The organism is bacterium, assembly GCA_024226335.1.
Classification (GTDB): Bacteria; Myxococcota_A; UBA9160; order SZUA-336; family SZUA-336; genus JAAELY01.
Genome location: JAAELY010000494.1, coordinates 29,803 through 56,422 on the forward strand (window position 1 = coordinate 29,803; position 26,620 = coordinate 56,422).

At 62.0% G+C, this 26,620-nt stretch carries 24 protein-coding genes; 15 read left to right on the forward strand and 9 right to left on the reverse strand.

The features are described 5' to 3' along the window. On the forward strand, positions 1-3,126 hold the full coding sequence (locus tag GY725_23935) for an efflux RND transporter permease subunit (GenBank protein ID MCP4007246.1): 3,126 nt from the start codon (positions 1-3) through the stop codon (positions 3,124-3,126). Between the two features lie 122 nt (positions 3,127-3,248). Further along, entirely contained in the window at positions 3,249-4,382 is a 1,134-nt protein-coding gene (locus tag GY725_23940) for a zinc-binding dehydrogenase (protein ID MCP4007247.1), read from the forward strand. 80 nt (positions 4,383-4,462) lie between these two features. Here GY725_23940 and GY725_23945 read toward each other — a convergent pair whose 3' ends face one another. Then, entirely contained in the window at positions 4,463-5,077 is a 615-nt protein-coding gene (locus GY725_23945; GenBank protein MCP4007248.1) for a glutathione S-transferase family protein, read from the reverse strand. Positions 5,078-5,169: 92 nt separating this feature from the next. Between GY725_23945 and GY725_23950 the strand changes: the two genes are divergently transcribed. The 6 genes from GY725_23950 to GY725_23975 all read left to right on the forward strand — a co-directional run bounded on the left by GY725_23950 (position 5,170) and on the right by GY725_23975 (position 10,099). Further along, positions 5,170-5,586 carry a GFA family protein gene (locus tag GY725_23950; GenBank protein ID MCP4007249.1) on the forward strand — a complete coding sequence of 139 codons (417 nt, stop codon included), beginning with the start codon at positions 5,170-5,172 and terminating at the stop codon, positions 5,584-5,586. 101 nt (positions 5,587-5,687) lie between these two features. Beyond that, a complete protein-coding gene (locus GY725_23955; GenBank protein ID MCP4007250.1) occupies positions 5,688-7,055 on the forward strand; it encodes an alginate export family protein in 1,368 nt (455 codons plus the stop codon). A gap of 39 nt (positions 7,056-7,094) precedes the next feature. Beyond that, positions 7,095-7,616 carry an ankyrin repeat domain-containing protein gene (locus GY725_23960; protein MCP4007251.1) on the forward strand — a complete coding sequence of 174 codons (522 nt, stop codon included), beginning with the start codon at positions 7,095-7,097 and terminating at the stop codon, positions 7,614-7,616. Between the two features lie 47 nt (positions 7,617-7,663). Continuing rightward, positions 7,664-8,920: an MBL fold metallo-hydrolase gene (locus GY725_23965; protein MCP4007252.1), complete on the forward strand. Its 1,257-nt coding sequence runs from the start codon at positions 7,664-7,666 to the stop codon at positions 8,918-8,920. A 64-nt stretch (positions 8,921-8,984) separates the two neighbouring features. After that, entirely contained in the window at positions 8,985-9,443 is a 459-nt protein-coding gene (locus tag GY725_23970) for a disulfide bond formation protein B (GenBank protein MCP4007253.1), read from the forward strand. Beyond that, complete coding sequence (locus GY725_23975) at positions 9,440-10,099, forward strand: thioredoxin domain-containing protein (GenBank protein MCP4007254.1); 660 nt, start codon at positions 9,440-9,442, stop codon at positions 10,097-10,099. The genes GY725_23970 and GY725_23975 overlap by 4 nt, the downstream gene beginning before the upstream one ends. 42 nt (positions 10,100-10,141) lie before the next feature. Here GY725_23975 and GY725_23980 read toward each other — a convergent pair whose 3' ends face one another. After that, a complete protein-coding gene (locus GY725_23980; protein ID MCP4007255.1) occupies positions 10,142-10,492 on the reverse strand; it encodes a hypothetical protein in 351 nt (116 codons plus the stop codon). Positions 10,493-10,564: 72 nt separating this feature from the next. Continuing rightward, a complete protein-coding gene (locus GY725_23985; protein ID MCP4007256.1) occupies positions 10,565-11,242 on the reverse strand; it encodes a hypothetical protein in 678 nt (225 codons plus the stop codon). A 135-nt stretch (positions 11,243-11,377) separates the two neighbouring features. Between GY725_23985 and GY725_23990 the strand changes: the two genes are divergently transcribed. Further along, on the forward strand, positions 11,378-12,814 hold the full coding sequence (locus GY725_23990; GenBank protein MCP4007257.1) for an amidase: 1,437 nt from the start codon (positions 11,378-11,380) through the stop codon (positions 12,812-12,814). A 65-nt stretch (positions 12,815-12,879) separates the two neighbouring features. Here GY725_23990 and GY725_23995 read toward each other — a convergent pair whose 3' ends face one another. Then, positions 12,880-14,754, reverse strand: a complete 1,875-nt coding sequence (locus tag GY725_23995) for a DUF3604 domain-containing protein (protein ID MCP4007258.1) — start codon at positions 14,752-14,754, stop codon at positions 12,880-12,882. A gap of 148 nt (positions 14,755-14,902) precedes the next feature. Here GY725_23995 and GY725_24000 point away from each other — a divergent pair, with 148 nt between their 5' ends. Further along, positions 14,903-15,991: an alpha/beta hydrolase gene (locus GY725_24000; protein ID MCP4007259.1), complete on the forward strand. Its 1,089-nt coding sequence runs from the start codon at positions 14,903-14,905 to the stop codon at positions 15,989-15,991. Between the two features lie 131 nt (positions 15,992-16,122). Continuing rightward, entirely contained in the window at positions 16,123-16,737 is a 615-nt protein-coding gene (locus GY725_24005; protein MCP4007260.1) for a hypothetical protein, read from the forward strand. 19 nt (positions 16,738-16,756) lie between these two features. Here the strand turns inward: GY725_24005 and GY725_24010 are convergent, their stop codons facing one another. Then, positions 16,757-17,413, reverse strand: a complete 657-nt coding sequence (locus GY725_24010; protein MCP4007261.1) for a hypothetical protein — start codon at positions 17,411-17,413, stop codon at positions 16,757-16,759. Positions 17,414-17,495: 82 nt separating this feature from the next. Beyond that, a complete protein-coding gene (locus tag GY725_24015; GenBank protein MCP4007262.1) occupies positions 17,496-17,903 on the reverse strand; it encodes a GFA family protein in 408 nt (135 codons plus the stop codon). Positions 17,904-18,146: 243 nt separating this feature from the next. Between GY725_24015 and GY725_24020 the strand changes: the two genes are divergently transcribed. Beyond that, on the forward strand, positions 18,147-19,553 hold the full coding sequence (locus GY725_24020) for a wax ester/triacylglycerol synthase family O-acyltransferase (protein MCP4007263.1): 1,407 nt from the start codon (positions 18,147-18,149) through the stop codon (positions 19,551-19,553). 55 nt (positions 19,554-19,608) lie between these two features. Here GY725_24020 and GY725_24025 read toward each other — a convergent pair whose 3' ends face one another. Genes GY725_24025 through hspQ form a run of 3 tightly spaced genes read right to left on the reverse strand, consistent with a single transcriptional unit; the run spans position 19,609 to position 23,523 of the window. Further along, positions 19,609-21,363: an amidohydrolase gene (locus tag GY725_24025; GenBank protein MCP4007264.1), complete on the reverse strand. Its 1,755-nt coding sequence runs from the start codon at positions 21,361-21,363 to the stop codon at positions 19,609-19,611. Positions 21,364-21,369: 6 nt separating this feature from the next. Next, positions 21,370-23,160, reverse strand: coding sequence for a tetratricopeptide repeat protein (locus GY725_24030; GenBank protein ID MCP4007265.1), 1,791 nt, complete (start codon positions 23,158-23,160; stop codon positions 21,370-21,372). A 33-nt stretch (positions 23,161-23,193) separates the two neighbouring features. Beyond that, positions 23,194-23,523, reverse strand: coding sequence for a heat shock protein HspQ (gene hspQ / locus GY725_24035; GenBank protein ID MCP4007266.1), 330 nt, complete (start codon positions 23,521-23,523; stop codon positions 23,194-23,196). 120 nt (positions 23,524-23,643) lie between these two features. Between hspQ and GY725_24040 the strand changes: the two genes are divergently transcribed. From GY725_24040 to GY725_24050, 3 genes are read left to right on the forward strand one after another with little or no spacing between them, the layout of a single operon-like run. Beyond that, on the forward strand, positions 23,644-24,408 hold the full coding sequence (locus tag GY725_24040) for an SDR family oxidoreductase (GenBank protein ID MCP4007267.1): 765 nt from the start codon (positions 23,644-23,646) through the stop codon (positions 24,406-24,408). An 11-nt stretch (positions 24,409-24,419) separates the two neighbouring features. Further along, the gene (locus GY725_24045; protein ID MCP4007268.1) at positions 24,420-25,202 is read left to right on the forward strand and encodes a 1,4-dihydroxy-2-naphthoyl-CoA synthase; all 783 of its coding nucleotides are present in this window, start codon (positions 24,420-24,422) and stop codon (positions 25,200-25,202) included. A gap of 30 nt (positions 25,203-25,232) precedes the next feature. After that, the gene (locus GY725_24050; GenBank protein MCP4007269.1) at positions 25,233-26,492 is read left to right on the forward strand and encodes a sulfotransferase; all 1,260 of its coding nucleotides are present in this window, start codon (positions 25,233-25,235) and stop codon (positions 26,490-26,492) included. Positions 26,493-26,620 lie beyond the last annotated feature (128 nt).

The window sequence follows — 26,620 nt, forward strand, 5'->3', positions numbered from 1 at the left end:
GTGCTCCGCCGCATCGTCGAGGCCTCCGCCAACAACCCCGTCATGGTTGCGCTCGGCGTGGCTGCACTGCTGGCCTGGGGTGCCTATGCAGTCTTCCACACTCCGCTCGATGCGATTCCCGACCTCTCGGACGTCCAGGTCATCGTACTCACGGAATATCCAGGCCAGGCGCCACGCGTCGTCGAGGACCAGATCAGCTATCCGCTCTCGACGGCGTTGCTTGCCGTTCCCGGAGCCAAGACCGTTCGCGGCTACTCGTTCTTCGGCACATCTTTCGTCTACGTCATCTTCGAGGATGGTACGGATCTCTACTGGGCGAGAAGCCGTGTGCTCGAATTGCTGAATACCGTCTCCGGGCGCTTGCCCGCCGGGGTCACGCCGACACTGGGCCCGGATGCCACGGGTGTCGGCTGGATCTATGAATACGCTCTGGTCGACCGTACCGGCAGACACGATCTGGCCGAGCTTCGCTCCATCCAGGACTGGCACCTCCGTTACGCCCTTCAGACCGTTCCCGGTGTCGCAGAAGTGGCAAGCGTCGGCGGTCATGTGCGCCAGTACCAGGTCGAAGTAGACCCGAACCCGCTCGCGGCCTACGGGCTTTCGCTCAGCCACGTTCGCCGCGCGATTGAGCGCAGCAATAGCGAAGTGGGCGGACGGCTTTTCGAACAGGCGGAGACGGAGTTCATGGTGCGCAGCCAGGGTTTCGTCCGATCGACCCGCGACCTGGAACAGATCGCCGTAGGTGCCGATGAGTCCGGAACGCCGATCTTGCTGCGGAACATCGCGACGGTGTCGATCGGCCCGGAGATGCGCCGCGGCCTCACTGATCTGGACGGTGAAGGAGAGGTCGCCGCGGGAGTGGTCATCATGCGTTACGGAGAGAACGCACTCGAGACCATCCGAAAGGTCAAAGAGAAACTCGCCGAGGTCGAGACGAGTCTCCCGCCCGGTGTGGAAATCGTTCCGGTCTACGATCGCGGGCCGCTCATCGAACGCGCGGTGGAGAATCTCGGCGAGAAACTGTTGGAGCAGGCCCTCATCGTCGCCCTGATCTGCGCGGTCTTTCTCATGCACATGCGAAGTGCGCTTGTGGCGATCCTGATTCTGCCCCTCGGCATTCTCTTCTCCTTCATCGTGATGTTCCACCAGGGCATCAACGCCAACATCATGTCGCTCGGCGGCATCGCGATTGCCATCGGCACGATGATCGATGCGGGAATCGTCATGGTCGAGAACGCTCATAAGCACCTCGAACGCGACAGCGGTCAAAAGCCACGGCGCGAGATCCTGATCGACGCAGCCGTGGAAGTCGGCCCCTCATTGTTCGCTTCCCTGTTGATCGTCTCGATTTCATTCCTGCCGATCTTTGCCCTCGAAGCCCAGGAAGGGCGTTTGTTCAAACCACTGGCGTTCACGAAGACCTATGCGATGCTCGGCGCCGCGCTTCTTTCCATCACGGTCGTTCCCGCATTGATGATGTGGTTGGTTCGAGGCACGATCCTGCCAGAGCGGCGCAACCCGTTGAACCGTTTGATCCTGTGGATCTATCGACCTGCCCTCAGCGCGGCCCTTCGACATCGTTTCACCGTGGTGACGATCGCCGGTTTCGCGCTTCTCGCGAGCGTCTATCCACTCGAGCACATCGGTTCTGAGTTCATGCCCCCATTGGATGAAGGCGATCTGCTCTACATGCCGACCACGCTCCCTGGAATCTCCATCGCAAAAGCCCGAGAACTGCTTCAACAGACGGACCGGATCATCGCCTCGGTACCCGAGGTCGAGCGCGTGTTTGGCAAGGTCGGAAGGGCTGAAACCGCGACGGATCCGGCGCCGCTGAGCATGATCGAAACGACCATCACATTGAAACCTCGAAGCGCCTGGCGGCCCGGCATGACGCCAGAAAAGCTGGTCGCGGAACTCGACGGAATGATCCGATTCCCGGGGCTGAGCAATGCCTGGACGATGCCGATCAAGACACGCATCGACATGCTTTCGACCGGAATCAAGACCGCCCTCGGCATCAAGATTTCCGGCCCCGATCTCTCGGTTCTCGAAGAACTCGGAGAACACGTCGAGGCGATCCTGCGCGAGGTTCCCGGTACACAGAGCGTCTACGCGGAGCGGGTTTTCGCTGGAAACTATCTGGATATCGACATCGATCGTGAACAGATCGCCCGCTACGGAATTACCGTACGTGACGTCCAGGACGTCATCCAGACGGCGGTCGGCGGCCTGAACATCACGCAGACGGTCGAAGGCCTGGAACGCTACCCCGTCAATCTGCGCTACAGCCGAGAGCTTCGGGACGACCTCGCATCCCTGCGGCGCGTCCTCGTCTCGACTCCGGGTCGCGCACAGGTGCCCCTTGAACAGCTCGCTTCGCTCAGCTTCGTGAAAGGTCCTCCGGCGATCAAGACCGAGAACGCGCGACCCAGTGCCTGGGTTTTCATCAGTCTGGATGGAATCGACATCGGCACCTATGTGCGAGACTCGCGCGAGGTGCTTCGAGACCGTCTCGATCTGCCGTCCGGCTATACCCTGGAGTGGAGCGGTCAATACGAGTATCTGGAACGCGCCCGGAATCGCCTTGCCCTGATCGTCCCCGCAACTCTAGGAGTGATCTTCTTCCTGCTCTATGTGGTCTTCAGGAACACTCGCGATGCGCTGCTCGTAATGTCCTGCCTGCCGTTTGCGCTCGTGGGGGGAGTCTTGCTGCTCTGGGTGCTCGACTACGACTTCAGTGTTGCCGTCGGCGCGGGATTCCTGGCACTGGCCGGGCTCACAGCCGAGACGGGCGTGATCATGCTGCTCTTCTTGAACCAGGCCCGCGATCGCGCTCTGGATTCGGGCGCTCTTCGAACAGTGCAGGACCTGTGGCGTGCCACGATCGAGGGTGCGACCTACCGAGCCCGGCCCTTGTTGATGACGGTGGCCTCCGACGCAATCGGCTTGCTTCCGATCATGTGGGGAGCAGGAACGGGTTCAGAGACCATGCGCCGTATTGCCACTCCAATGGTAGGCGGCGTCGTGACGATCTCACTGGTCACACTCATCCTCATGCCCGTTTTCTTCGTCCTTGTGCACGCTCGAAATCTTCCCACGGGACCGGTCGAGGACGACTGAATTCCCGGTATTGGGTCGACAACGGAAGCCGTGCGAGGCAATCGATGCCGAGTTCAAGAACGGAGTACTGACGCCTCGAGTCCATTCGTGCGATGCTCGACGCGAACAGAAGGAGGAAAATGATGTCGCCCAGTTCGCTCCAGCTCCGCTCCCAGATCCGCAGCAATGGCCAGCTCGAACTCTCGTTGGCCGAGGGTACCGCCCCAGAGCCAGGCGAGAACGATGTGCTCGTGCGCATCGAAGCCGCGCCGATCAATCCGTCCGATCTCGGCCTGCTTTTCGGCACCGCAGACATGACGACTGCCCAGTTTGGCGGAAGTGCCGAGCGGCCCGTCGTGACAGCGGATGTTCCGGAAAAGCTGATGAAGGCGATGGCGGGGCGGGTCGATCAGTCCCTGCCGGTCGGAAACGAAGGCGCTGGAGTCGTCGTCGAGACGGGAAGCTCTGCTGCCGCGAAGGCGTTGCTCGGGAAGACCGTCGCAATCCTGGGCGGTGCAACCTACTCCCAGTTTCGCTGCGTACCCGTATTCATGTGCCTGGCCCTGCCAGACGGGACGACACCGGCTGAAGGCGCATCGTGCTTCGTGAACCCGCTGACCGCGTTGGGCATGGTCGAAACCATGAAACTCGAAGGGCACAAAGCCCTGGTGCACACGGCGGCGGCATCGAACCTCGGCCAGATGCTGAACAAGATCTGCATCGCGGACGGCGTTGAACTGGTCAATATCGTGCGCAAGCAGGAACAGGTCGACCTGTTGCGAGATCTGGGAGCAAAATACGTCTGCAACTCGAGCGATCCGAAGTTCTCAGAAGAGCTGACCGAAGCGCTCGCTGCGACGGGAGCCACGATCGCCTTCGACGCGACGGGGGGCGGGAGACTCACGAGCCGGATTCTCACCTGCATGGAAGCCGCCGCGAGCATGGGTGCCGAGGAGTACAGCCGCTACGGATCGACGACACACAAGCAGGTCTATATCTACGGAGGTCTCGATCGCACGCCGACCCAACTCGACCGGAGCTTTGGCATGGCCTGGGGCATTGGTGGCTGGTTGCTACCGCCCTTCCTGCAGCGCATCGGGCAAGAGCGCGCTCAGCAACTCAGAGAACGCGTAGCCGCCGAGATCAAGACCACTTTTGCCAGTCACTACACGCGCGAGGTCTCGCTGGCCGAAGTGCTTCAGCGGGACTCGATGGAGACCTACGGTCGTCAGGCGACCGGAGAGAAGTACCTGATCAACCCGAACAAGGGGCTCTGATCGCGGACAAGGAACTCTGAACGATGACTCTGGCTCACCCGGATTCCGGGTGAGCCAGAGCGTCGAATCAAACCCGGATGCTATCCCGCCGACACTCCAGGTCGTGCGGCCACTCGCTCGTACCAGGCTTTGATCCAGCCCAGGTTCCCGTCGAGGGGTTGTCCGACGGATGCGCCGAATTCCAGGAATCCGAACAACAGGATGTCGGCCAGTGTGAAGTTCTTGCCTGTGATGAAGGCGTTGTCGCCCATCAAGTCATCGAGCCAGGCGAGCTTCTCCTGCGCGATGGCCTTCAGGTCATCCGCGGCCTGCGGGATCGTGTGGATGCGGTCCTTGAACAGGCCCATGCCCTCCGAAAACCGGAAGCCGTTGGCCAGGTTCTCGACGATGTTCAGATCGAGGCGCCTCACCCACATACGCGTTGTGGCTCGCTCCTCGGCACTGGTGCCGATCAAGCTCGGCTCCGGCTGGAGTTCTTCCAGGTACTCGCAGATCGGGATGATCTCGGAAATGAAGCGCCCGTCGTCCAGTTCAAGACTGGGTAGCTGACCCGCGGGATTTCGCTTCAGATGGGCTTCCTGGCGATTCTGGCCGGCCATCAGGTCGACGGTCTCGGAGGGAATCTCGAGACCCTTTTCCTTGGCAAAGATATTGACGACGCGGGGGTTGGGGCCCATCCCGGTGTAGAGTTTCATGGATCCTCCTGGGGTCGGTTTCAATCGCAATCCTATCAGGTCTCCGCGAGGTCCATCAGCGTCGCCAGAATGCCTCTTCGAAGACATCGTGTATGCTCGCACCCATGTTTACGGGCCGCTGTTTGTGCGGAGCCATCCGCTACGAGATCGACGCTGAACTCGGGCCCTTCGCGTACTGCCACTGCACGTCGTGCCGGAGGGCGAGCGGGACAGCATTCACAGCGAACACACCCGTTCGCGCGCAGAACCTCCACTTGCGGTCCGAGCGGAACTCGCTTGGCGAATACGAGTCTTCAGCAGGAAAATTCCGCGCCTTCTGTCGCGTCTGCGGTTCTCCGATCTACGCCCGACACACTTCCCTACCAGACTGGCTGAGCATGCGACTCGGGTTGATCGACCAGGACCCCGTGCATCGCTCTTCGGCTCACTTCAACGTGGCGGAAAAGGCGAAGTGGTTCGAGGTGAGCGACGGGCTTCCGCAATACGACGGAGATGAAGTCCCGGACTGATTTTCGAGCCGTGGATGAGCGGGAACTCGCGAAGCGAACTTCTGTATGATCCACCCGCAGAGCCTGCACGGCTGAGAAGCGGCGGGTAATGAGGGGTGGAAATGCGGGGCGGCTGGAGTTGGATCTGCGCGGTCGCGTGCGCGTTGGCCGCGCTGATTCCGTGCTCGAGCTTCGCGGACGAACCGTGGCGCCTCGGCGAAGTGCTCTCGGGTCTGGAACTCTCGGGCGAGCACCGCACCCGCATCGAAACGCTCAGCGACCGCTTTCGCATCGGCCGGCGCGGAGATGACCAGATCCTGGTCGCGCGCACGATTCTCAAGGCTCGACTGCAACTCGCCGAGCCACTTCAACTGGTGGTCGAGTTCATGGACTCGCGCGCCGGGCAAGACGATGCCAGTACTCCTGTCACCTCCGGAATCGTCAATACCACCGATTGGTTGCAGATCAATCTGGAACTGAACCTCAAGGGTCCGTTCAAGGGCCACACGAGCGCCCGACTCGGGCGTATGACGATGGATGTCGGGGATCGACGACTCGTTGCCCGCAACCGTTTCCGCAATACGATCAACGCGTTCACCGGTCTCGACCTTGTGTGGAGGCGCGGCCCGCACACCTTGCGCGGCTTCTACACCCTGCCCGTGCAGAGGCGTCCCGGTTCGAGCGCAGAACTTCGCGCGAACGATGCCCGAGCAGATCGCGAGAATCTCGACGTGATCTTCTGGGGCGCATACGCGCGTACGGAACTGACGTGGAAGGATCGCGCCGAGTTCTTCGTCTTCGGTCTGCACGAACAGGACGACAGCGATCGTTCGACTCGAAATCGCGAGTTGTACACACCTGGATTCCGCATCTGGCGCCCCGCCGAGAGCGCGGCCTGGGATTATCAGTTTGAGTCGGTCTTCCAGTTCGGCCATTCGCGGTCTTCGACTCTCAGCGCGATCGAACTCGAGCACAAAGCGCACTTCCATCACGCCGAAATCGGTTACAGCTTCGACTCGCCGGGGTCTCCTCGCCTGGTCGCTCAGTACGACTACGCCAGCGGTGACGCGTCACCCGGCGACACGGACAACGAGCGCTTCGACACGCTCTTCGGCGCCCGACGCTTCGACTTCGGTCCGACCGGCATCTACGGGCCGTTTGCGCGTGCCAATCTCAGCACGCCGGGGTTGCGCCTGAGCGCAAAGCCGTGCGCCGATCTCGCCGGCATGGTCAGCATTCGCGGTTTCTGGCTGGCTTCCGACAACGATGCCTGGGTCGCGAGCGGCGTTGTCGATCCGGCCGGGGACTCGGGAGACTTCATCGCATCCCAGATCGAGCTGCGGGTGCGATGGGACGCATTACCCGGAAATCTGCGCATCGAAGCCGGGGCCGCCTGGCTTTTCGCCGGTGAGTTCATGGATGATGCGCCCAATTCCAATGGGGTGGATCGTTCCACCTTTGCCTATTTACAAGCCGCGCTGCACTTCTGAAGCGAAAAACTCCTGATTGAACCGCTCGGATATGCGAAAATGGAGTTGGTCCAAATTCACTGGGAGGAAGTGGTCTCCATGGGAACTGAAGCGGATCTAGACGGCAATACTGAACTCACGGCGGCGGCCAAGACCGGCGATCTCGCTACCGTCCAGCGCCTGGTCGAGGACGGATGCGATCTCGAACAGCAGAGCGCATCCGACTACACCGCGCTCGGTATCGCCGCGCGGCATGGCAGAGTCGACGTCGTGCGCTACGTGACCGGGCACGGCGCCAATGTGAATGCGACTCGCTCCAACGGTCACACCTGTGTGATGGACGCCGCCCGCGCCGGCCAACTCGAAGCGATCGAGGTATTGGTCGGAGCCGGTGCGGATCTGAGCCCGGTGACCCGGACCGGCGAAACGGCGCTGACCTGCGCGGTGCAGAACAAGCACGCGAAGACTGCGCTGTATCTGCTGGATCACGGCGCACCGCTGGGCTCGTGGCAAGAGACCCGGGAAAGTGCCCGCGAGTGGCTCGAGCACGACCTCAGATCGGGCAGGGCTCACGACGACTGAGTCCGACCGGACCCTGAGGAGCACCCGGAACCCGTATACTGATCGTCATGGCAGACGATCAAAATATCCTCGTTGGTGCCCTGGCGGGGAAGGAACTGGGTTCCGGGCTCTTCGTACTCCCGGGTCAAGGAAATTCACTCGCGATCGAGAGCGATGCGGGAGTCATCGTGATCGACGTCAGCGGTCCCCTGCACGTCAGAGGCATGCTCACGGCCCTGCGCGAACACACCGAGCAGCCGGTTCACGCGATCGTCTATTCCCACGGGCACAACGGCTACAACTCGACAGTCGATATCTGGCAGAAGCACAACGCCGAACGCGGCGACCCGCCCCTGCGACTGGTCGCACACGAGAACCTGCCCAAGCGCTACGCCCGCTATCGCGAAACCGAGGAGTTGCAACGGCGCATGGCCGCGGTCCAGTTTCCCGGGCGCAAGGGTCTTTCCATCGAGCTGTTCGCACCGGGCTTCAAACTCTTCGATCCCACCGAGACCTTTGCCGACACGATGACGCTAGTGGGAGGCCGTCGACGCGTGGAGTTGATCTGGGCACCGTCGGAAGTCGACGACGCATTGGCGCTCTGGCTCCCCGACGATGGCCTGTTGTGCGGTGGTGCGGCGACGCCGGGACTCTCGATTCCCAACATCGGCACGCCGCTGCGAACCCAGCGCTTCACGATTCGCTGGGCCGATTCGCTCGATCGACTGGCCGCCCTGGGCGCCGAACGCCTGATGACCGAATTCGGCCCAATGGTCGAAGGAGCGCGAGCCGTCCGCGAACAGCTCGAGGCGATGTCGGCCGCGCTGCACTGGCTGCGCGACGAGGTTGTGGGACGCATGAACCGGGGCATGGACGAGAGCGAGATCCTGGCAGACATGAACTTTCCGGCTGAACACTTCGATCACCCCTGGATGATGCCAATCTACGGCGCTCCGGAGTACATCGTTCGCGATCTGTATCGCGAAGAGAACGGCTGGTGGGATCGAAATCCGACGCATCTGCACCCGGCGCCCCGACCGGAGGCCGCCAGCGCGGTCCTTTCGGCGATTGTCGATCGCGAGGCCGTGCTAGTCCGAGCCCGCTCTCTGGCGGATTCCGGTGAAACGCAACTGGCGCTGCACGTCATCGACCTGATCGCGCTCGCACCGGGGGACGATCCGGAAGTCGTGGCCGCGCGCGAACTGAAAGCCGATCTGTGTCGCACCCGCGCCAAAGAGGTGAAGCCCTTCGTTTCCAAGTCGTGCTATGCCTCGAGCGCGCGCCTGCTGAAGCGAGGCCACACGAGCTGGACTCACCTGGAATAGGGCGACTCTGCATGCCGCTGGCCAGGTCGCGCATTCACGAGCGACCCCCGAGGAATCCCGAGCGATGACGAGCAACGCTGCACAGTCAAGCGATCGCGACCCGCCCCCGTTTGGCTTCGCCTATGCGGCGTTCGGGTTTGCCCTGGTTGCGATGCTGGGCAGCTTGTTCTTCGGCGAGATCATGAAGCTGCCGCCCTGCACGCTGTGTTGGTACCAGCGCATCTGCCTGTTTCCGCTGACCGCTGTGCTCGCGGTCGGCATCGCTTTGCGCGACCAGAGGATCAGCGCCTACGCCCTGCCCCTGGTGATCGCCGGTCTGGTGATCTCGACCTACCACAATCTTCTCCAACTCGGTTTGATCGACGAGGCGCTCAGCCCATGCACCGGCGGCGTCTCGTGTTCTGAGCAACAGATCGAATTTCTGGGTTTCGCGAGCATCCCCATGATGTCTCTGGTCGCATTCTTGGCGATCCTGGGTAGTCTTGTCGCCCACCAGCGAACGCAGCCGAAAGCGAGTCAATGAAAGACGTCTACAGACTGGGAGCGATCGCCATTGCACTTCTCGCGGCCTTTGGAATCGCCGCCGCGATCTACTCTCGAAGCCAAGATCAGGAGCGATCCGAGCAGGTACGGAAACAGGCGACGAGCGATCCTGCGGTTTTCGTCCGGCCCCATAGCCGCTTCATCGGGCCCGCAGATGCGGAGGTCACGGTCGTCGAGTTCTTCGATCCGGAGTGCGAGGCGTGTCGGAAGGCTCACGCACCGGTCAAGCAGTTGATCTCAGGCTACTCCGGCCGAGTGAGGCTCGTGATGCGTTACATGCCGTACCATCCGAACTCCGTCTACGCAGCCGGTGCACTGGAAGCTGCGGGGGCGCAAGACCGCTACTGGGAAATGCTCGACACCTTGTTCGAACATCAACCGGCCTGGGGCGACCATCACGCGCCCAAGCCCGAACTGATTCCCGGCTACGCCCGTGAAATCGGCCTGGACATGAACGCGTTCGTGCAATCGATCGAAAGCGGCACCCACAAGCGACTGGTCGCGACCGACCGAATCGACGGCGAAAGGCTCGGGGTCTCCGGTACTCCATCTTTCTTCGTCAACCAGAAGCCACTCGTTCGACTCAGCCTCGTGGACCTCAAGAAGATGATCGATTCGGAACTCGCCGCGAATTAGGCGTCAACTCCGAAAGACGATTGCGAGGTTCGCGGCGGTCCGTCAGGAGGTTTCGATTGCGCCCAGCAGGTGGCCGCGCTCAGCCGTCGGGTCAGCCCTTTCCAGATCGGTATTGGCCGCACCGGCGAAATCGTCGAGTCCCAGATCCTGAACGAAGCTCGCCGAGCCGTGCAGGGTGCCTTCGTCAATGGGGATGCCGCTCAGGTCTGCGGTACGCACGAGACCGTTGAAGATGCCCACGATACCCGCAGCTTCCAAGAAGCCGTGTTCACCGAGGACCGCACGCAGAGCGCTTCGCGCTTCATCTGCATCTTCATTTCCGCGCGTGATCGCCTCACCAAAGCGCACCAGTTGCTCGCCGTGCTCGAGGCCGCCACCGCCGGCCTGTCCCACGGTGGCCTCGAGGGCGACGCTCTGCTCGATCTTCGCGCTGCTCTCACGGAGCAGCAGTACGTGCGAGGTGGTTCAGTAGAAACACTCGTTCACGGCCGCTACGCGCGACGCGAGTAGTTCCGCCTGGGGGCGTGATAGCGGGCCGTCCCAGACCAGATCGAAGAAGGTTCCGCCGGTGCTGCTGTACATCGCCATGACATTGGCCATGAAAAGACTATTGGCTTCCGGAACCAGGCTCAGTGCGCGCCCGACGTTGGGACCCGTCCACGGATCCATCATGTGAACATAGGCGCCCGCATCCACAGCCGTGTCCAGGACTGCACCGTCTGGATCTCCCGCAACCGGTTCGGGAAGGGCTTCGTGCGCGATACCCAGTGCTTCGGCGAACGCATCGATTGCACTCACGGTGGCGACGATCGCACCGAGTTCGACATAGGCGGCCTCGCCCAGTGCGGCGATCTTTGCAGCCGCCCAGTCGCGATCGATCTTGCGAGCATCGGCGGCAATCGTGCGGGCGGCGTCCACGGCTTCGTCGCTAAGGCACTCCTCGGCCTCGGGGAGTCCCTTGCGCAGCCAGGGTGGTTCGTTTCGCGCAGCACGCGTGGCGCGAGCCTGGCGCGCAATTTCGACGCGCTGGAAGCCGGTCCACTGGGAACCGGCGCGCGCAATGCTGCTCCAACTCGTCCGGTGAATCTGCGCGATCTCGGCGCGCACATCGAAGCCTCGAGAGGTGTAGTCGAAAATGGCCATCCGCCCATCCTATTCGGAGTCTTCCCCTGTGTAAACAGAGCTTGTCCCGGACGGCCCGTGCTAGGGTTGGAATTGCGTCGGACAGGAACGCCCGAGGAGTATCCCGGGCCGGGAATTCGTACAGGGAGATGAGAGATGCAGGACGAGTGGGCGAAGGTCGATGCCACGGGACAAGCCGAAGCCGTGGCTTCAGGACAGGTCAAGCCAGTGGAACTGGTCGAAGCGGCGATCGCGCGGATCGAACGACTGAATCCACAGCTCAATGCCGTGATCCACAGACATTTTGATCGCGCGATCGAGCAATCGCGCGGCGAACTTCCCGACGGTCCGTTTCGCGGTGTGCCGTTTCTCTTGAAGGACCTCGGCTCTGGCGCTCGAGCCGGAGACCCGATCCATTGGGGCACGCGCTTCCTCAAGGACGCCGGATTCTGTGCTGCAAACACTTCCTACCTGGTCGAGAAGTTCGATGCGGCAGGACTGGTCACGGTGGGACGAACCAATGTCCCCGAACTGGGAGCCTGGTCGATCACCGAACCCGACGCCTATGGGGCCACGCGCAATCCGTGGAATGCGGACCACGCCTCCGGTGGTTCGAGCGGTGGCGCGGCCTCCGCCACGGCTGCGGGAATCGTTCCGTTCGCACATGCGAGCGACGGCGGTGGTTCGATTCGAAATCCCGCGAGCCAGTGCGGACTCGTGGGGCTGAAGCCCTCGCGCGGTCGGGTCTCGCTCGGACCGGATGGGGCCGAGGGCTGGGCCGGAATGGTCTACGAATTCGCGGTCACGCGCAGTGTGCGCGACTGCGCCGCGTTGCTCGACGCGGTTCAGGGAGGAATGCCCGGAGATCCCTATGCGGTGGCGTCACCTGCCACACCTTACAAGAGCGAAGTCGGTGCGGATCCGGGCAAACTGCGCATCGGCATCGTCGATCGCCAGACGGACGGCCCACTGCATCCGGACTGTGACGCGGCGATGAAGGACACGGGGCGCCGACTCGAAGCTCTCGGGCACAAGGTCGAGATTGCCTACCCGGAAAACCTATTCACGGACGCGCTGCTTCCACACGTCTTGAATGTGATCAGCTCCAGCCAGGCGCGCGATATGGAAAACATGGGCCAGGCAATCGGCCGCACACTCGATCAAGGAGATGTCGACTCTGACAACTGGCTGGTCAGTGAAATGGGCAAGACGATTTCGGCGACTCAGTATCTCGCTGCCATCGAGGCGTACAATCTGTTCCGGCGCGAGATGCTGGCCTGGTGGTCGAGCTTCGATGTACTGGTCACGCCGACGATCACGGCGCCCTCCCCGCTCGTTGGGGAAATCTTGCCCGATCCCGCCAAACCACTCGATGCGTTCATGCGCAGTGGTGCACTTCTCGGTTTCTGCGTTCCGTTCAACATCACAGGGCAACCCGCGATGTCCCTTCCGCTATTCCAGAACGCCAAAGGCCTGCCGATTGGCGTGCAGTTGATCGGAGGAACCGAGCGCGAAGACCTGCTGATTCGTCTGGCTGCCCAACTGGAGGACGATGTGCGCTGGAGCCAGAGGGTGCCCGCTATCCACGCCTGAATCGCCACGATAGGCCGACTCGCTGCCGGACTTCAGGCGCGCCCCGGGTGTCCGAAAGGATCCCGTCAGCGCGTCGGTTGGTACCAGATGGCAGACGTGATGGCCCGTTCTTGCAGGGTCGCCGGTTCGGGCGGCTCGATACCGAGTAACACGGCGTCATAGGTCGACCATCGCGGTGTCGGAATCTCGATCACGCGCACGTAGTAGAACGCTTCGGCCGAGGCATCGAAATCCGGATCGCTCCAGACGGCTTCGAGTTGTGCGGCACCGATCTCATTGCTGTACGTGGCGTCTTCGAGCTTCACGGTATTGCCCACGGGGGAAACGCGCCGGGTTTTCGGATCGGGCAGGCGCCCGTCCGATGCGGCGATGTCGAAGATGCGCTCGCGGGCCGTTCCGTCGGAGTCGAGCCAGCCCTTGACGATCTGGATGCGATCGAGATTCGCGCCCGTCGGATCCTTGAGGGCGACGACCGCAAACCGGGGAGCGGCCTCTCCGATGCGGGGCGGCAGTATGCCACCCATCGGAACCCCCCGGGCATAACCCTGGGCCACGAATCCCGGATCGCGCAACAGGGCCGGTTCGAACTGCCAGCCGCCGAAGAGTCGCACGACGATTCGCGGTCCGGAGATGGCGTAGGTTTCCTTGCGACGCATGGCGTCGAATAGCGACTCCCGCGTATTCTGTTCGGCCCAGACCGCCGCCAGGCCCATCGCACTCCAGCGTGCCCCTCGGTTCTGACGATCGGGTAGCCAGAGCGTCTGTCCGAGTCGCAATCCCGCCGTGCCGTCTTGAAGTGGAAGCTTGCCGTGATAGCGCCCCTCCTCGACGGGAGAAGAGGCATTGTGGCTATCGCTACTGCCGATCACACCGAAGCGATAGGGATTGAAGGCGTAGAGGGCCGAGAGTTCGAGGCCGGTCTTCAGGGCATCGCGTGAATAGCTGCCGCGAGGCTGCGAGAACGTACCTTCGGCCGAAAGGATCTGGTCGTAGATCTCGAAGTCCGCGAACTCGTCGTCGCTCGCGAGGAGCGGGTGGACCTCGGATTGACCCTTTACTTGAAGGATCTCGCTGATGGGTTCGTTCTTCATGCGAGTCTCGGCATAGGCTGCCGTCATGGGAGAGCCGTCAAAGCGGACCCGCGAATACATCCGGCCATTGCTCACATTTGCGTTGTGTGGAATCGAGAGCGTCTCCATGCCTTTGCGGCGTTGATTCTCCAGCGCCGCCCAGAGATCTTCGGGGTCTTCGGAATCGAGCGAACTGAACGGGAACTTCGGCGCGGCACTCGAGCGATAGATCACGTTGCGGTGCAGGTTTTCGGCCCTCGGCATCGAGGTCCACTCGTAGGCGATGAAAGTCGTGAAGCGACCGGGTTCGTTGTGCCGTTCCGCGGTGGTCACGATGTCCTGCCAGGCGTTCAGCGAAACCTCGCCGACCGGTTCTCCGCCAAAGGAAGCTTCGCGCGCCTCGACGCTCGCCAGACGTCCCAGGACGATGCGAAGATAGTTCAGCGTGATGCGCCAGGGTTGGCCGGTCGCCAGGATCTCGTGCAGGGGTCGGTCGCCGCGATCCCCCTTCTGCCTGGCTACGCCGAGATACACGGCGTGATCGGTCACCGCCGCAAAGTCGAGGGGTTGCGACAATTGCACCGGGTAGCCGGCCCCGTGTTCGATGCGAGCTCCCTTGGCGAAACGGTATGCGTCATCGGGCATCGCGCGCACGCCAAAGGTGTACGCGTCGTAGGAATAGCTGGAGTGGATGTGCAAGTCTCCCCAGAAGACGTTGCGCAACTCGGAATGAGGAAGTGGCTCGGGCGGTTCGAAGGCATCCGTCGACGGATTGACTCCGAGCAGCGACGGATCATCGACCCGGGTGCACACATCGGCCACCAGAAGTGCAAAGCCAAAGAGCGCAAGACCGAGGATCAGCCGTCTCATACCCACTGCGACTCGAAAACCAGGTTCAAGGCACCTTCCTTCTCTCGGTGACACGCATTGTGGCTCAGATGGGAATTTCCAGCCAAGTGCTCCCGGCTGGTACACTGTCGTCCATCGAGCGATCGGCGCTATCGGCGAGGAGACACCCATGTGGATCGGATTGATCGTGCTACTGCTGTGTGCGGGCGTCGTCGCGCTCGTCCTGGTTCTGCTGGACTCCTCAGATCACAGCCAGCACGACCGGCCTCGACACGAACTGATCAAACCGGCGCATGCGATCAGTCCCCAGCATCAAGATGTCGTGAAGACTCTCGGCGTTTTCCACGAGACGGCGCCGAGTCCTCGCGACGTCGCGGCCCAGCGACTGCACACGGAGGAACTCTTCGGGCGCGAGGTCGAGTCGCAGGTGACTCCGGTCGATGTCGATGGCGTTGCCGCTGAATGGGTGCAAGCCGAAGGCTCACGTTCGGAACAGCGCTTGCTCTACCTGCACGGTGGAGCTTTTCGCGTCGGCAGTCCGAAGAGTCACAGAGGCATGACCGACAGTCTGTCGCGCCTCACGGGGGCGTCGGTGCTCGCAATCGACTATCGGATGCTGCCCGAACATCCCCTGATGGCGTGCCACGAAGACGCCCGCAAGGCGTACCGTTGGATACTCGAGAACGGACCCGAGGGCCGCTCGGAAGCGCGGGGCTTGTATGTGGCCGGTGACTCCGCGGGAGGCAATCTGACACTCGCGCTCAACGCCTGGATCCGGGATCGAGGGTTGCGCGCGCCAAACGCCACGGTCGCGATGGCCCCGACGACAGATGGCACCATGCGCAGCCCCAGTTGGCGCAGCAATCGCGCGAGCGATCCATTTCTGGGCCCCATGATCGGCCCGCTGATGCGCATTCCGCGACCGTTGCTGCTGGTTGGCATGGCGGCGTCCAATCGCTGTCGTCCGAACAATCCGGAAGTCTCGCCCCTGCTCGGCGAATTGTCCGGATTGCCTCCTACGTTGATCCAGGTGAGCGAGCAGGAGTTGCTCTTCGACGATGCGCGCCGCTACGCAAACAAGGCGAGCGCCGCGGGCTCGCCGGTGAGGCTCGAAGTCTGGCCCACACTGGTACACGTTTTCCAGGTCTTTTCACCGGACCTTCCCGAGGCCGATGAAGCCCTGAATTCAATCGCGAGCTTCGTACGAGAACGCATGCCCTTGGACGATTCAATCGCGATCGTGCGCGAGGTCAGCTAGGCTCGGCAGTCCCCGGCATTCACTTGTCGGCATTTCACTGCACTCGAATCGGGGGCGAGGCGGCGTTCGGACATTTCGAATCGGCACGCAGTTTGCTCGGTCGAACTCTCGGAACCATGAAGGAGATTCGCATGCGCTTGGCACTACTCATCGGCCTCATCGGGCTCCTGTCCGGCCTGCCCTCAGCAGTACTTGCAGAAGTGGATTGCGAGAAAGAAGCTCAAGAACCGCGCTGCGAGCGCTGCAAGCAGAACGGGGATCACGAACGCTGTAAGCTTCACGGGGATCACGAACGCTGTAAGCGCTGCAAGCAGACCGGGGATCACGAACGCTGCAAGCTCCACGATCGTCACAAGGGGCACGATTGCGATCACCGCCACCGATTCGACCTGGCTCTTTTCGACTGGGAATCCAACCCCGATGAGCGGCGCATCCAGGTCCTGGATCTCTTCCTGGTTTCGCTCCTGGACGCGCGCCGACACGGAACCGACAATTCGCACATCGAAGTGCTGACCGTCCCCTTCATCAAAGGCTTCGAGAGCCGGCGTTCCGCGGATCGTCGCGAATTACGCGTCCTGGATCTGCCGCTCGCCAGTCTTTTCGAGATGGAAAGAGACGGAGACGATTCGCACCTGGGAGTCCTGAATCTCCCGCTGATTGGCTCGCTCTTCAGTCAAAGAATCGAGGACGGTCACCGTCACACGAACGTGTTGTTCCTGATGCACTTCAAACGCCCCTCCCCCTGATTCGCGATGCGAATCGCGCTCAGACTTTGGAACGATCCCCCACCGGGCCGTGTACGCGTGCCGGTGTACCGAATGCGAGCGAGTGGTCGGGAATTGATCGGTTGACCAGCGAGCGAGCTCCGATCACGCAGTGGCTTCCGATCTCGACACCTTTCATTACAAAGACATCCGAGCTGATCCAGGTGTGAGCTCCGATGCGGATGGCGGCCGTCTGCTCCGGGTTCGCATCGTCGAGCGCGTGTTGATCTGAATCGAGCACCCGACTCCCGGGGCCGATCCAGGCGTTCTCGCCGATTTCCATGCGCTTCTTGGCGCTCAGATGGCACGCGTGCAACCAGCCGCGCGGAGCGATCAAGAGTTGAGCATTGTCGAAGGCGCGCAGATGCATGGTTCCCAGATCCGTGTAGAGCCAGGTGTCTTCACCGATATCGATCTCTCCGCCTTCTCCGATCCTGAAGCGAACTGCGTGGCGGCGGCGCTCGGTAACGACACCCTTGCCGATGCGCAGCCGGGCGCCGGGCGCGAGTTCGAACTCGGCCTGCACCAGATTGGTGCTCGCCTCGGGATGGATTTCGAGACCTGGATGCAGCTGCATCAATCGCCGCAGGCGAAAGCGATCCCACGCTTGAAGCAGCGGCCAGTAGATCCGGAACCAGAGACGTCGCATACCTTTCATGATACGCCCCCACGCCGTTCGTGCCGATCTGGCGGAGTACGACGGACGGCGAAAAGACCTGCAATGAGGCTGAGACGAAGGCTCAGCCGGGAGTGCGCTCAAACGCGGCGAGTCCGTCCGGTACGTGGTGAAAACTCTGCTTGTCGCACGTATAGATCGCCATCTGCGGCGCACCAAAGACGCCTGGATCGTCCAGCGTCCCGACCTTGATGAGCACGGCTCCCGGTACGGTCGGCGCCTTGCTCAGAAGATGAGTGCCGCATTCCGCGCAGAACTGACGAGTGACGGGATTGTCCAGATCCCCGCGCTGGAAGTCCTTGGGACTTCCCTTGGTGAACTCGAACTCGCTCTCGGGTAGGGCCATGAAGAAGTTCGGGCCCCCGCCTGAGACGTACTGGCATTCGCGACAGTGGCACTGCCCCTGGAAAAGCGCGTCGCCTCCCGCCTGGAAACGCACGGCCCCGCAATAGCATCCGCCTTCATTCGCCATCTCATCTCTCCTTCTCACGTTCGGATCCCGCTCCGTCCAGATCGCATTGTGCACCAGAATGGCGATCAGAAGAAAGTGGAGGCAGGCGGCTTCCGGGAGCTCATCCGGGCTCCGGTCATGGAGTACTCATTCAGGAAATTCATCCTGGGAGCCCGATTCGGTCCCTGCGGCTTCGGATTCAGACCGATGGCTCAGGCAGAATCGAGGTAGAATGGAGCCGTCAACTGAGAGAGCGGAGCGCAGATGGCCCTGGTATTCGAAGACTGGATGAGCGACAGCGATGCCGTGATGTGGCAGATCGAACGGGATCCGGTCCTGCGCTCCACGATCACGAGTGTGTGGATCCTGGACCAGTCTCCGGATTTCAAGCGCTTCGACGCGACCTTTTCCCGCGCGCTCGAGAAAATCCCGCGTTTGAGACAGCGCGTGGTTGCCGATCCGTTCGGCGTCTCGCCGCCGCGCTGGGAGGACGACCCGCTTTTCGATCGCGATTTTCACGTGCGCCGCGTTCGCGCCGCGGGAAACGGCACCATCCGCGATCTGCTCGATTACGCGAGACCTCTCGCGGGCCAGGCCTTCGACAAGGATCGCCCCCTCTGGGAATTCCACGTGGTGGAGGGACTCGAAGGCGGCAAGGCCGGTGTCGTTATGCGCTTACACCACGCGATTTCCGATGGCGTGGGCATGGTTCGCATGACCACATCACTGATCGAACGCACGCGAGAGCCGCGCCCCGGGCGAACACGCGCCGTGACGCTCGCCGAGGAACCCGGACCGCAGAACCGCACCGGTGACATGGAACACTTCGCCTCGGCGATTCAGCACCGGGTGCGCACGACTGCCGAGCGCGGTCTGCGAGTCGGCGATGCCCTGCGCCGCGGCCTGATCGAACTGGCGAAGCACCCCCTGGACGGTGCGCGCTCTCTGGCCGAAACCGCGGGTTCAGTCGGGAGGCTGGTCAAACCGGCGAGCGCGCCGCTATCGCCGATCTGGACGGACCGCTCGATCTCGGTGAACCTCGACGTCCTGCTGGTGGCCTTCGCCGATCTTCGAGCCGCTGCAAAGACCGTGGACGGGACTCTGAACGACGCTTTCGTGGCCGCGATTGCGGGCGGACTCCATCGCTACCATCGCAGTTTCGGTGAGGCGACCCCGGAATTGCGCATGAGCATGCCGATCGATGTGCGTACGGGCGAGAAGGGGGACCAGGCGGGTAATCAGTTCGTACCCGCACGTATCATCATTCCCGTGGCTCTGGAAGATCCGAGCGAACGAATGCGAGCCGTCCAGCGCCTGGTGCGCGAGCAACGTGAAGAACCGGGTCTACCCTTCATCGACGAGGTGTCCGGTGCCATCAATCGCCTCGGCGCTCTCGGGGCCACCGCTTTTGTCGGCGGAATGATGAAAGCGGTCGACTTCGTGACCAGCAACGTACCCGGTCCGCCCTTCCCCGTGTACATGGGCGGTGCGCTGATCGAACAGATGTTCCCCTTCGGACCGCTGGCCGGAGCCGCAGTCAACGTCACATTGTTCAGCTACGACGGCGTGCTGCAGGTAGGCATCAACTCCGATCGACTGGCTGTCAAGGAACCAGAGCGCCTGCACGCATGCCTGCAGGAATCGTTTGACGAGATCATCGCTCTGGCTTGAAGCACGGCGTTCCGAGCGCCTCATGGGCTCTCGAACTTCTCGCTTGATGCGCGTATCAGGGGCCGGGACACACGAAGCGAACCTCGCCCGATTCGGGTGAGGGAGCGGAGAACAGACAGTCTTCGGCCCGATGCACGACCTCACCCTGGAACAGGGTCAGAACCACCTGGGTGCCATCGAGATCCTGTGTCGTGAAAAGATCTCGGTCCAGGATCGCGAGGTCCGCCCACTTTCCCACTTCGATCGATCCGGTCTGCTGCTCTTGGTGCAGGACATAGGCCGAGTCGAGTGTGAGCATGCGCAGACTCCGTGCGATGCCCTGCTCGCGCGTTTCGAAGAACGGCAGTGCGCGCTCGATCGTGCCGAAAGGGGAAAGCGGACCCGCGTCCCAGTCGCTACTCAATACGGTGTGGACTCCGGCATCCAGAGCGGCTCCAAGTGGCAGGAGTTGCGCTGCGCGGCGCCGGCCGAGGATACGGCTCAGCTGGGCGCGGTATTCCGGATCAAAAGAACCGGGCGAGAGCTGGAAGTCGGCGATGACTTCGAGTTCGACAAAACGCTTCCAGTCCGCGGGATCGACCAGGTAGAGGTGGGAGATGCGATGTCGCGAACCTGCTTTTCCCGCGGCCTCGAGTGCATCCAGAGCCAGCGCGACTCCCCGGTCTCCGGTCGCGTGAAAGTGGAGCTGAAAACCGGCTTTGCTGAGTTCTCGCGCGTAGGTCTTCAGAGCATCGGGCTCGAAGTACAGGAAACCCCGCGGGGAAACCGACGCGGGCCCGATCCTGCGCCGATAGCGCGAGTTCAGCGCAGAGGTTCCCTGCGAGAGGATGCCGTCGACATAGATCTTCACCTGGTCGAAGCGCAACTGTCCGCCCGCGGGGTTCGAGTTCAACACCTGACTCTCCGCGATTTCCCGTAGTTCTGCGACCTGCGCATCGAGCGGGCGATCGGGGTAGAGGTACAGGGAATTGCTGGCGCGCACGGTCAGCCTGCCCTCCAACGCTGCGCGCCTCCAGGCTTCGTGATAGCCGCGAGTCCAGAATCCTCCAGCGTCGCTCACCGAAGTGATGCCGTTTGCGTTCAGTTCGCGCAGGCTGCCAAGCAATCCCCGATAACTGGCCGCGCGATTCTCGGTGTTGGGCTTCCGGGCGGCGTCGCGGGCGGCTTGCTGGGCGTTCTCGAACACCACTCCCGTCAGTGCACCGGTTCGCGGATCGCGATCCAGGATGCCACCGGGAGGATCAGTGAAATTCGCACGAAAGCCCGCGAGTTCGAGTCCTTGCGAGTTCATCCACGCGCCGTGGCCGAGGTCGTCGAGGACCAGCATGGGGCGATACCGGACGGCCCGCTCGAGCGGGTTCCAACCCGGTTTGAGTTTTTCCCGCAGAGCCGTCAGATGAACGCCCGAACCGATCACCCAGGTCTGACCCGCCTGCTCGTTCGCGCATTCTCTGGCGATACCCTCCAGGTCCTGCAGTTCGGCTACGGGAGGGAACTCACAGGTCGCGCGGTTCAAACCCGCCTCGAGTGCGTGAACATGGACGTCGTGAAGTCCGGGAATCACCATTCGCTGATCGAGGTCGATCACCTCGGCCCGCTCACTGATGACGGCCCGTACCTGCGCCTCGGAGCCAACGGCGAAGATCGTGCCATCCCTCACCGCGAGCGCTTCTGCCCAAGGTCGTTCGGCATCGAGTGTGTACACGCGCGCATTCACATAGGCGATCTCTTCCCGTCCGCGTTCGCTCTCGAGCGAACACGCGACTAGCAGGAAGGGCAACCCGATCAGAAATCGTCGAAATCCATTCACTCGAAATCAGTCCTCGGCCTTTGGTCGGGATACACGTTCAGTTTGAACCGATCCGATCTCCCGAAGGGCTTCGCGGTACAGCGCAAGCCGAGTTTCGGCTTCGGTCTTCAAATCGTCGAGTGCGGGATTGCCAGACGCTCCCGCCGCCCGCTCCGCGAGTGAAACGGCGGCTTCAAACTCTCCTCTTCTGGCGCTGGCCTCTGCAAGCCTCAGCAAAATGAGCACGAACTGCTCGCGCGCACCGAGTTCATCGGGTTTTCGCAGGAGTCCGGCTTCGTAGTGGCGAACCGCATCGGGGTCGCGACCTTCGCGCACCGATGCGAGTGCCAGATAGAAATGTGTCTCGGCTCGGTCTGGGTCCAGATCGCTGGCGCGCTCGAGATGCGGAATGGCTCTCCCTGTCTTGCCCCGGTCCATCAGGAATCGACCGAGGTTGTACTCGCCATCCGCATAGGGAGCACCGCGGGTCGCGAGTTGGTAGTGCCCCAGCGCGTCATCTCCGGCCCCGATCCGTTCCAGCGCAAGACCGAGACCATTGTGCCCGATTGAATTTCCCGGATCGATCTCGACCATTCGCGAAAACAGGGCTTTGCTGTCGCGCCAGTGGCGCGCCTGCTCGAAACTCGCGCCGCTGCAGGCTGCCAGAACGAGTGCGGCCAGAACGATTGCCCAGGTCTTCGGCCATGCGCGTTGCTTCCAGAACTCCGCGGCACCCCAAGATACGCAGATGAAGATACCCGTCAGTGGAACATAACTGTAGCGATCGGCGATCCATTGCTCTCCCACCTGAACGATGCCAATCACCGGTACGAGTGTCCCGAGAAACCAGAGCCATCCGATGATCAGGAACGGGTAGCGCCGAGCACTGGCGACGGCCAGAAGGGAGATCGCCGCAAGAACCGAGGCACTGATTGCGATCGTTTGAGCCGGCCAGTGGCTGGGATGCAGGTTGAGCGCGCTGAGATCGTGAGGCCAGATCGTGAGCAGGAGATAACGCGGATAGGCCACGATCGAATTGGCGATGCGCTGGGCGACCGGAAGCGCTTCCGTCGTCGCGATCGAGAGTTCCTGGGCTTTCAGAGTGATCAGGATCGAGGCGATCGTGAGCAGAAGGAAAGGAATCTTCTCCGCTACGAGCCACATCAGCGTTTGCTTTTCGATTGGATGATCGTTGCGCGCGGGTCCACACAGTCCGCTCCTTCCCAGCGGCCACACGTCCAGCAGGATCAGCGCGAAGGGTGCGGTGACGAGCATCGGCTTTGAAGCCAGACCCAGAGTGAAGAAACCCAGTGCGGCGATGTAGGCGGCACTGGAACGCATCCGAGCAAAGCGAAACCAGGCCAGGATCGAGAGAAACCAGAACAGTGTACTGAGCACGTCCTTGCGCTCTGCAATCCAGGCCACTGACTCGACGTGCAGGGGATGCAATGCGAAGAGCCCCGCCACAAATGCACTGCGCGCGGTAGCGCCGGTGCCCGCAATCAGCAACACAAACAACAAGCCAGTATTCGCCAGATGCAGGGCCAGGCTGGTTGCGTGATGCCCCGAAGCCCGGAGCCCAAAGAGCGAGACATCCAGCATATGGGAAACCCAGGTGAGTGGATGCCAGTTACTGGCGGCCGTCGACGTCAGAGCCCAACGCACTCCTTCCGGCGTCATTCCTGCGAGAACGCGCGCATTCCCCGTGACGTACGTATCATCGTCGTAGCTGACGAAATCGTGACTCAGGATGCGTCCGTGCGCCAGGAAGGCCACCAGCATCAAAGCGATTGCGATCCAGTGCGGTCGGAGCATCATTCTTGTCTCGGACGCGCCGGATTCCGAGTCCGCTCAGTTTGCTCGATGTCGAAGCAATTGATACGAGCCGTCGCGAAGCTCACCGAAGATCTCGTCCACCTGCGGATGTGCCACAGGGCCTCCCTCCGGGTCCGATACCAGGTTCTGCTCCGAAACATAAGCGACATAGGATCCGCGCTCGCCGACCGCAAGCAGGTGATAGTAGGGCTGCTCTTTGTGCGGTCGAACTTCTTCGGGAATCGATTGCCACCATTCTTCCGTGTTGGCGAATTCCGGATCCACGTCGAAAATCACGCCGCGAAACGGGTACACGCGGTGCCGCACCACCTGGCCGATTCCGAACTTCCCTTCTCGCTCGATCATGAGAGGATACTAGCGGGTTTCGATCACCTCGCCGGTCCGATCACGCCGCTGAAGTGCGATGTCGTTCGTTCTGCCCCTGGCGCGTATAGTGAGAACGTCAATAGGGTAGACGGGGAAGGCATGCCGGGATTTCGGGGGTTGACGGGCAGACGCGTCTTGATCACCGGTGCCGCGAGCGGCATCGGTCGCGCAACCGCGCAACGACTGGCCGAAGAGGGCGCCGTGGTCGGAATCCTCGACCTGGATGGAGAAGGTGCCGAGGCTACCGCCGAAACCCTGCGCTCGAGTGGTTCGAGTGCTCGGGCTTTCGAGGTCGACATCGTCGATCGGAAGGCGGTCGAAGTCGCGCTCGAAGCATTTCAAAGCGAGTTCGGGCCCGTCGATGCGCTGATCAACAATGCGGGTTGGGACCTCGCCTGTGATTTCGTCGACAGCGAACCCGACTTCTGGCGCAAAGTGATCGACATCAATCTCTACGGTCCACTGAATCTGACAAAGGCCGTTCTGCCCGGAATGATCGAACGCGGCGCCGGACGCATCGTCAGTCTGGCCTCCGATGCCGGCCGGGTGGGATCCTCGGGCGAGTCGGTATACGCGGCCTGCAAAGGCGGCATCATCGCTTTTTCGAAGTCGGTCGCGCGTGAAGTCGCCCGCCACGGAATCTGCTTGAATATCGTGTCTCCCGGACCCAGTGACACTCCGCTGTTCGCGCGTTTTGACGAGACGGGACGACTGGCAAGTGCATTGGAACGCGCGATCCCGATGCGCCGCCTCGGGCGACCCGACGACTATCCCGGCATCATCGCGTTTCTGATCAGCGATGACGCCGGCTTCATCACCGGCCAGACGATCAGCGTCTCGGGCGGTCTTACCATGCACGGATGAGGAGCCTCTCCATGGATTTCGAAGATCTTCTGTATGAGAAACGCGATCACGTCGCGACGATCACAATCAATCGCCCCAAGGTCTACAACGCTTTCCGAGGCACGACTTGTGCGGAACTGGTCCGCGCGCTGGCTGACGCCGGTTACGACAAGGACATAGGGGCGATCGTTCTTACGGGCGCGGGTGATCGGGCGTTCTGCACCGGCGGAGATCAGTCCGAACACGACGGCCAGTACGAGGGGGATCGCGGTATCCTCGGTATGCCGATCGACGAGGTTCACTCGGTCATCCGCGATGTCCCGAAGCCCGTTCTCGCCAAGGTGCGCGGTTATGCGATTGGCGGCGGTAACGTCCTGGCAACGCTATGCGATCTGACCCTGGCCGCCGACAATGCGATCTTCGGTCAAGTCGGACCGAAAATGGGCTCGGTCGATCCGGGTTTTGGCACGGCCTATCTATCCCGCGTGATCGGAGAAAAGAAGGCGCGCGAGATGTGGTATCTGTGCGAACGCTACAGTGCCGCAGAAGCTCTCGAGATGGGCCTGGTGAACAAGGTGGTTCCCGAAGCCGAACTCGACGCGGAAGCCGCGGCCTGGTGCGCGAAACTGGTCCAACGCAGCCCGACGGCCATTGCACTGGCCAAACGTTCTTTCAACGCGGATTCGGAGAGCATTCGCGGGATCGGAGGCATGGGTTTCGTCGGTCTCTCCCTGTACTACGGCACGAAGGAATCCGAAGAAGGAGGCGCCGCTCTGAACGAGAAGCGCGATCCGGATTTTCGGCGTTTCGTCTGAGCGCTCGTACCGCGAGCTATTGGAACGAAGATGAGCCGCAGACCCGACATCCGCATCACGGACCTCGCGGAACCCGTACTCGACGAGGCACAGAAGCAGGTACTCGCGGCAGTGAGTGGCTTGCAGGTCGAGTTTGACGAAGAGTCGATCCTCGGCGAAGCGATGCAGCGCACGGGTCTGTCGAACTTCGGCCCGGATGATTTTCGCGAGCGTCTGCGAATCTGGTGCCAGAGTCTCGAGGAAGATGAGAATCTCAGCGTGGTGGGACAACTCGGCGCGCGCTCGGACACGGTGCGCTACGCGCTCAATCGTCTGCGCGTCGAGGACTTGATCGCGCGACATCCGGAGATCCTCGACGTCGAAATCCGTCGCCCGATCATCATCATCGGTCTGCCCCGTTCGGGTACGACCCACCTCTTGAACCTGATCTCGGCCGATACTCGCCTGCGTTCACTGCCTTACTGGGAGAGCGTCGAACCGATCCAGATCCAGGGAGAGGAGCCCGGGCCCGATGGACGCGATCCCCGGCACGTCCGCAACCGGGCGCGCTTCGAACGAACCGACGGCCTGCTTCCGCACGTGCGCGCCATGCACTACATGACTCCCGAGCACATCCACGAGGAGATCGAGTTGCAGGCGATCGATTTCTCCTCCTATGTGCTGGAGTGGATTGCGCACGTTCCCCGTCTGAGGGACGCCTACCTGGCGAGCGATCAGACGGCTTCTTACGGCTATATGAAGAAGGTACTCCAGGCCATCCAGTGGCAGCGCGGGCCGGATCGCTGGGTTCTGAAGTCCCCGCAGCATCTGGAACAGCTGGTACCGCTATACAAGACGTTTCCCGATGCCACCTTCGCGATCACCGCAAGGGATCCGGTGTCGGTGATCGCCTCCACGATCACCATGGAGGCCTACTCCGCACGCCTGCTGCGCAAACGCGTCGACCTCGACGCGATTTCGACGTACTGGTGCAATCGCATCGAAACACTCCTGAGCCGTTGTGTGCGCGATCGTCACGTGCTTCCGCCCGAGCAAAGCATCGACGTGCCTTTCAAGGAGTTCATGGCCGATGACATCGGCATGGTCGAACGCATCTACGAGTTGGCCGGACACCCGATGACGAACGCGGCCCGCGAGATGCTCGCTCGATACATGGCCGAGAACCCGCGCGGCAAGTACGGGCGAGTCCGCTACGACCTGCGCGGTGATTTCGGCATCGATCCCGATGAGTTGCGCAAGCGCTTTGGCTTCTACTTCGAACGTTTTCCCGTCGAAGCCGAGATGCACTGAAGCTCTGGCCCTCTAGGGAATCTCTGCACAGGGAGGATTCGAGCGAGAAGCGGGAGTCGCCGCCTGAGCAAGAAGCGTGATCCGATCGCAGATCCGTAGATCTGCAGAGGGTCGCGCGACGCAGCGCA

Excerpts from the sequence above, each read along its gene's own strand:
- GY725_24005 (MCP4007260.1), top strand. The coding sequence starts at position 16,123 with ATGCGCTTGGCACTACTCATCGGCCTCATCGGGCTCCTGTCCGGCCTG.
- GY725_23965 (MCP4007252.1), top strand. The coding sequence starts at position 7,664 with ATGGCAGACGATCAAAATATCCTCGTTGGTGCCCTGGCGGGGAAGGAA.
- GY725_23985 (MCP4007256.1), bottom strand. The coding sequence starts at position 11,242 with ATGGCCATTTTCGACTACACCTCTCGAGGCTTCGATGTGCGCGCCGAG.
- GY725_23950 (MCP4007249.1), top strand. The coding sequence starts at position 5,170 with ATGCTCGCACCCATGTTTACGGGCCGCTGTTTGTGCGGAGCCATCCGC.
- GY725_23995 (MCP4007258.1), bottom strand. The coding sequence starts at position 14,754 with ATGAGACGGCTGATCCTCGGTCTTGCGCTCTTTGGCTTTGCACTTCTG.
- GY725_24020 (MCP4007263.1), top strand. The coding sequence starts at position 18,147 with ATGGCCCTGGTATTCGAAGACTGGATGAGCGACAGCGATGCCGTGATG.
- GY725_24010 (MCP4007261.1), bottom strand. The coding sequence starts at position 17,413 with ATGAAAGGTATGCGACGTCTCTGGTTCCGGATCTACTGGCCGCTGCTT.
- GY725_23970 (MCP4007253.1), top strand. The coding sequence starts at position 8,985 with ATGACGAGCAACGCTGCACAGTCAAGCGATCGCGACCCGCCCCCGTTT.
- GY725_24030 (MCP4007265.1), bottom strand. The coding sequence starts at position 23,160 with ATGATGCTCCGACCGCACTGGATCGCAATCGCTTTGATGCTGGTGGCC.
- GY725_24050 (MCP4007269.1), top strand. The coding sequence starts at position 25,233 with ATGAGCCGCAGACCCGACATCCGCATCACGGACCTCGCGGAACCCGTA.
- GY725_23975 (MCP4007254.1), top strand. The coding sequence starts at position 9,440 with ATGAAAGACGTCTACAGACTGGGAGCGATCGCCATTGCACTTCTCGCG.
- GY725_24045 (MCP4007268.1), top strand. The coding sequence starts at position 24,420 with ATGGATTTCGAAGATCTTCTGTATGAGAAACGCGATCACGTCGCGACG.
- hspQ (MCP4007266.1), bottom strand. The coding sequence starts at position 23,523 with ATGATCGAGCGAGAAGGGAAGTTCGGAATCGGCCAGGTGGTGCGGCAC.
- GY725_23960 (MCP4007251.1), top strand. The coding sequence starts at position 7,095 with ATGGAGTTGGTCCAAATTCACTGGGAGGAAGTGGTCTCCATGGGAACT.
- GY725_23955 (MCP4007250.1), top strand. The coding sequence starts at position 5,688 with ATGCGGGGCGGCTGGAGTTGGATCTGCGCGGTCGCGTGCGCGTTGGCC.
- GY725_24015 (MCP4007262.1), bottom strand. The coding sequence starts at position 17,903 with ATGGCGAATGAAGGCGGATGCTATTGCGGGGCCGTGCGTTTCCAGGCG.
- GY725_23990 (MCP4007257.1), top strand. The coding sequence starts at position 11,378 with ATGCAGGACGAGTGGGCGAAGGTCGATGCCACGGGACAAGCCGAAGCC.
- GY725_24040 (MCP4007267.1), top strand. The coding sequence starts at position 23,644 with ATGCCGGGATTTCGGGGGTTGACGGGCAGACGCGTCTTGATCACCGGT.
- GY725_23945 (MCP4007248.1), bottom strand. The coding sequence starts at position 5,077 with ATGAAACTCTACACCGGGATGGGCCCCAACCCCCGCGTCGTCAATATC.
- GY725_23940 (MCP4007247.1), top strand. The coding sequence starts at position 3,249 with ATGTCGCCCAGTTCGCTCCAGCTCCGCTCCCAGATCCGCAGCAATGGC.
- GY725_24000 (MCP4007259.1), top strand. The coding sequence starts at position 14,903 with ATGTGGATCGGATTGATCGTGCTACTGCTGTGTGCGGGCGTCGTCGCG.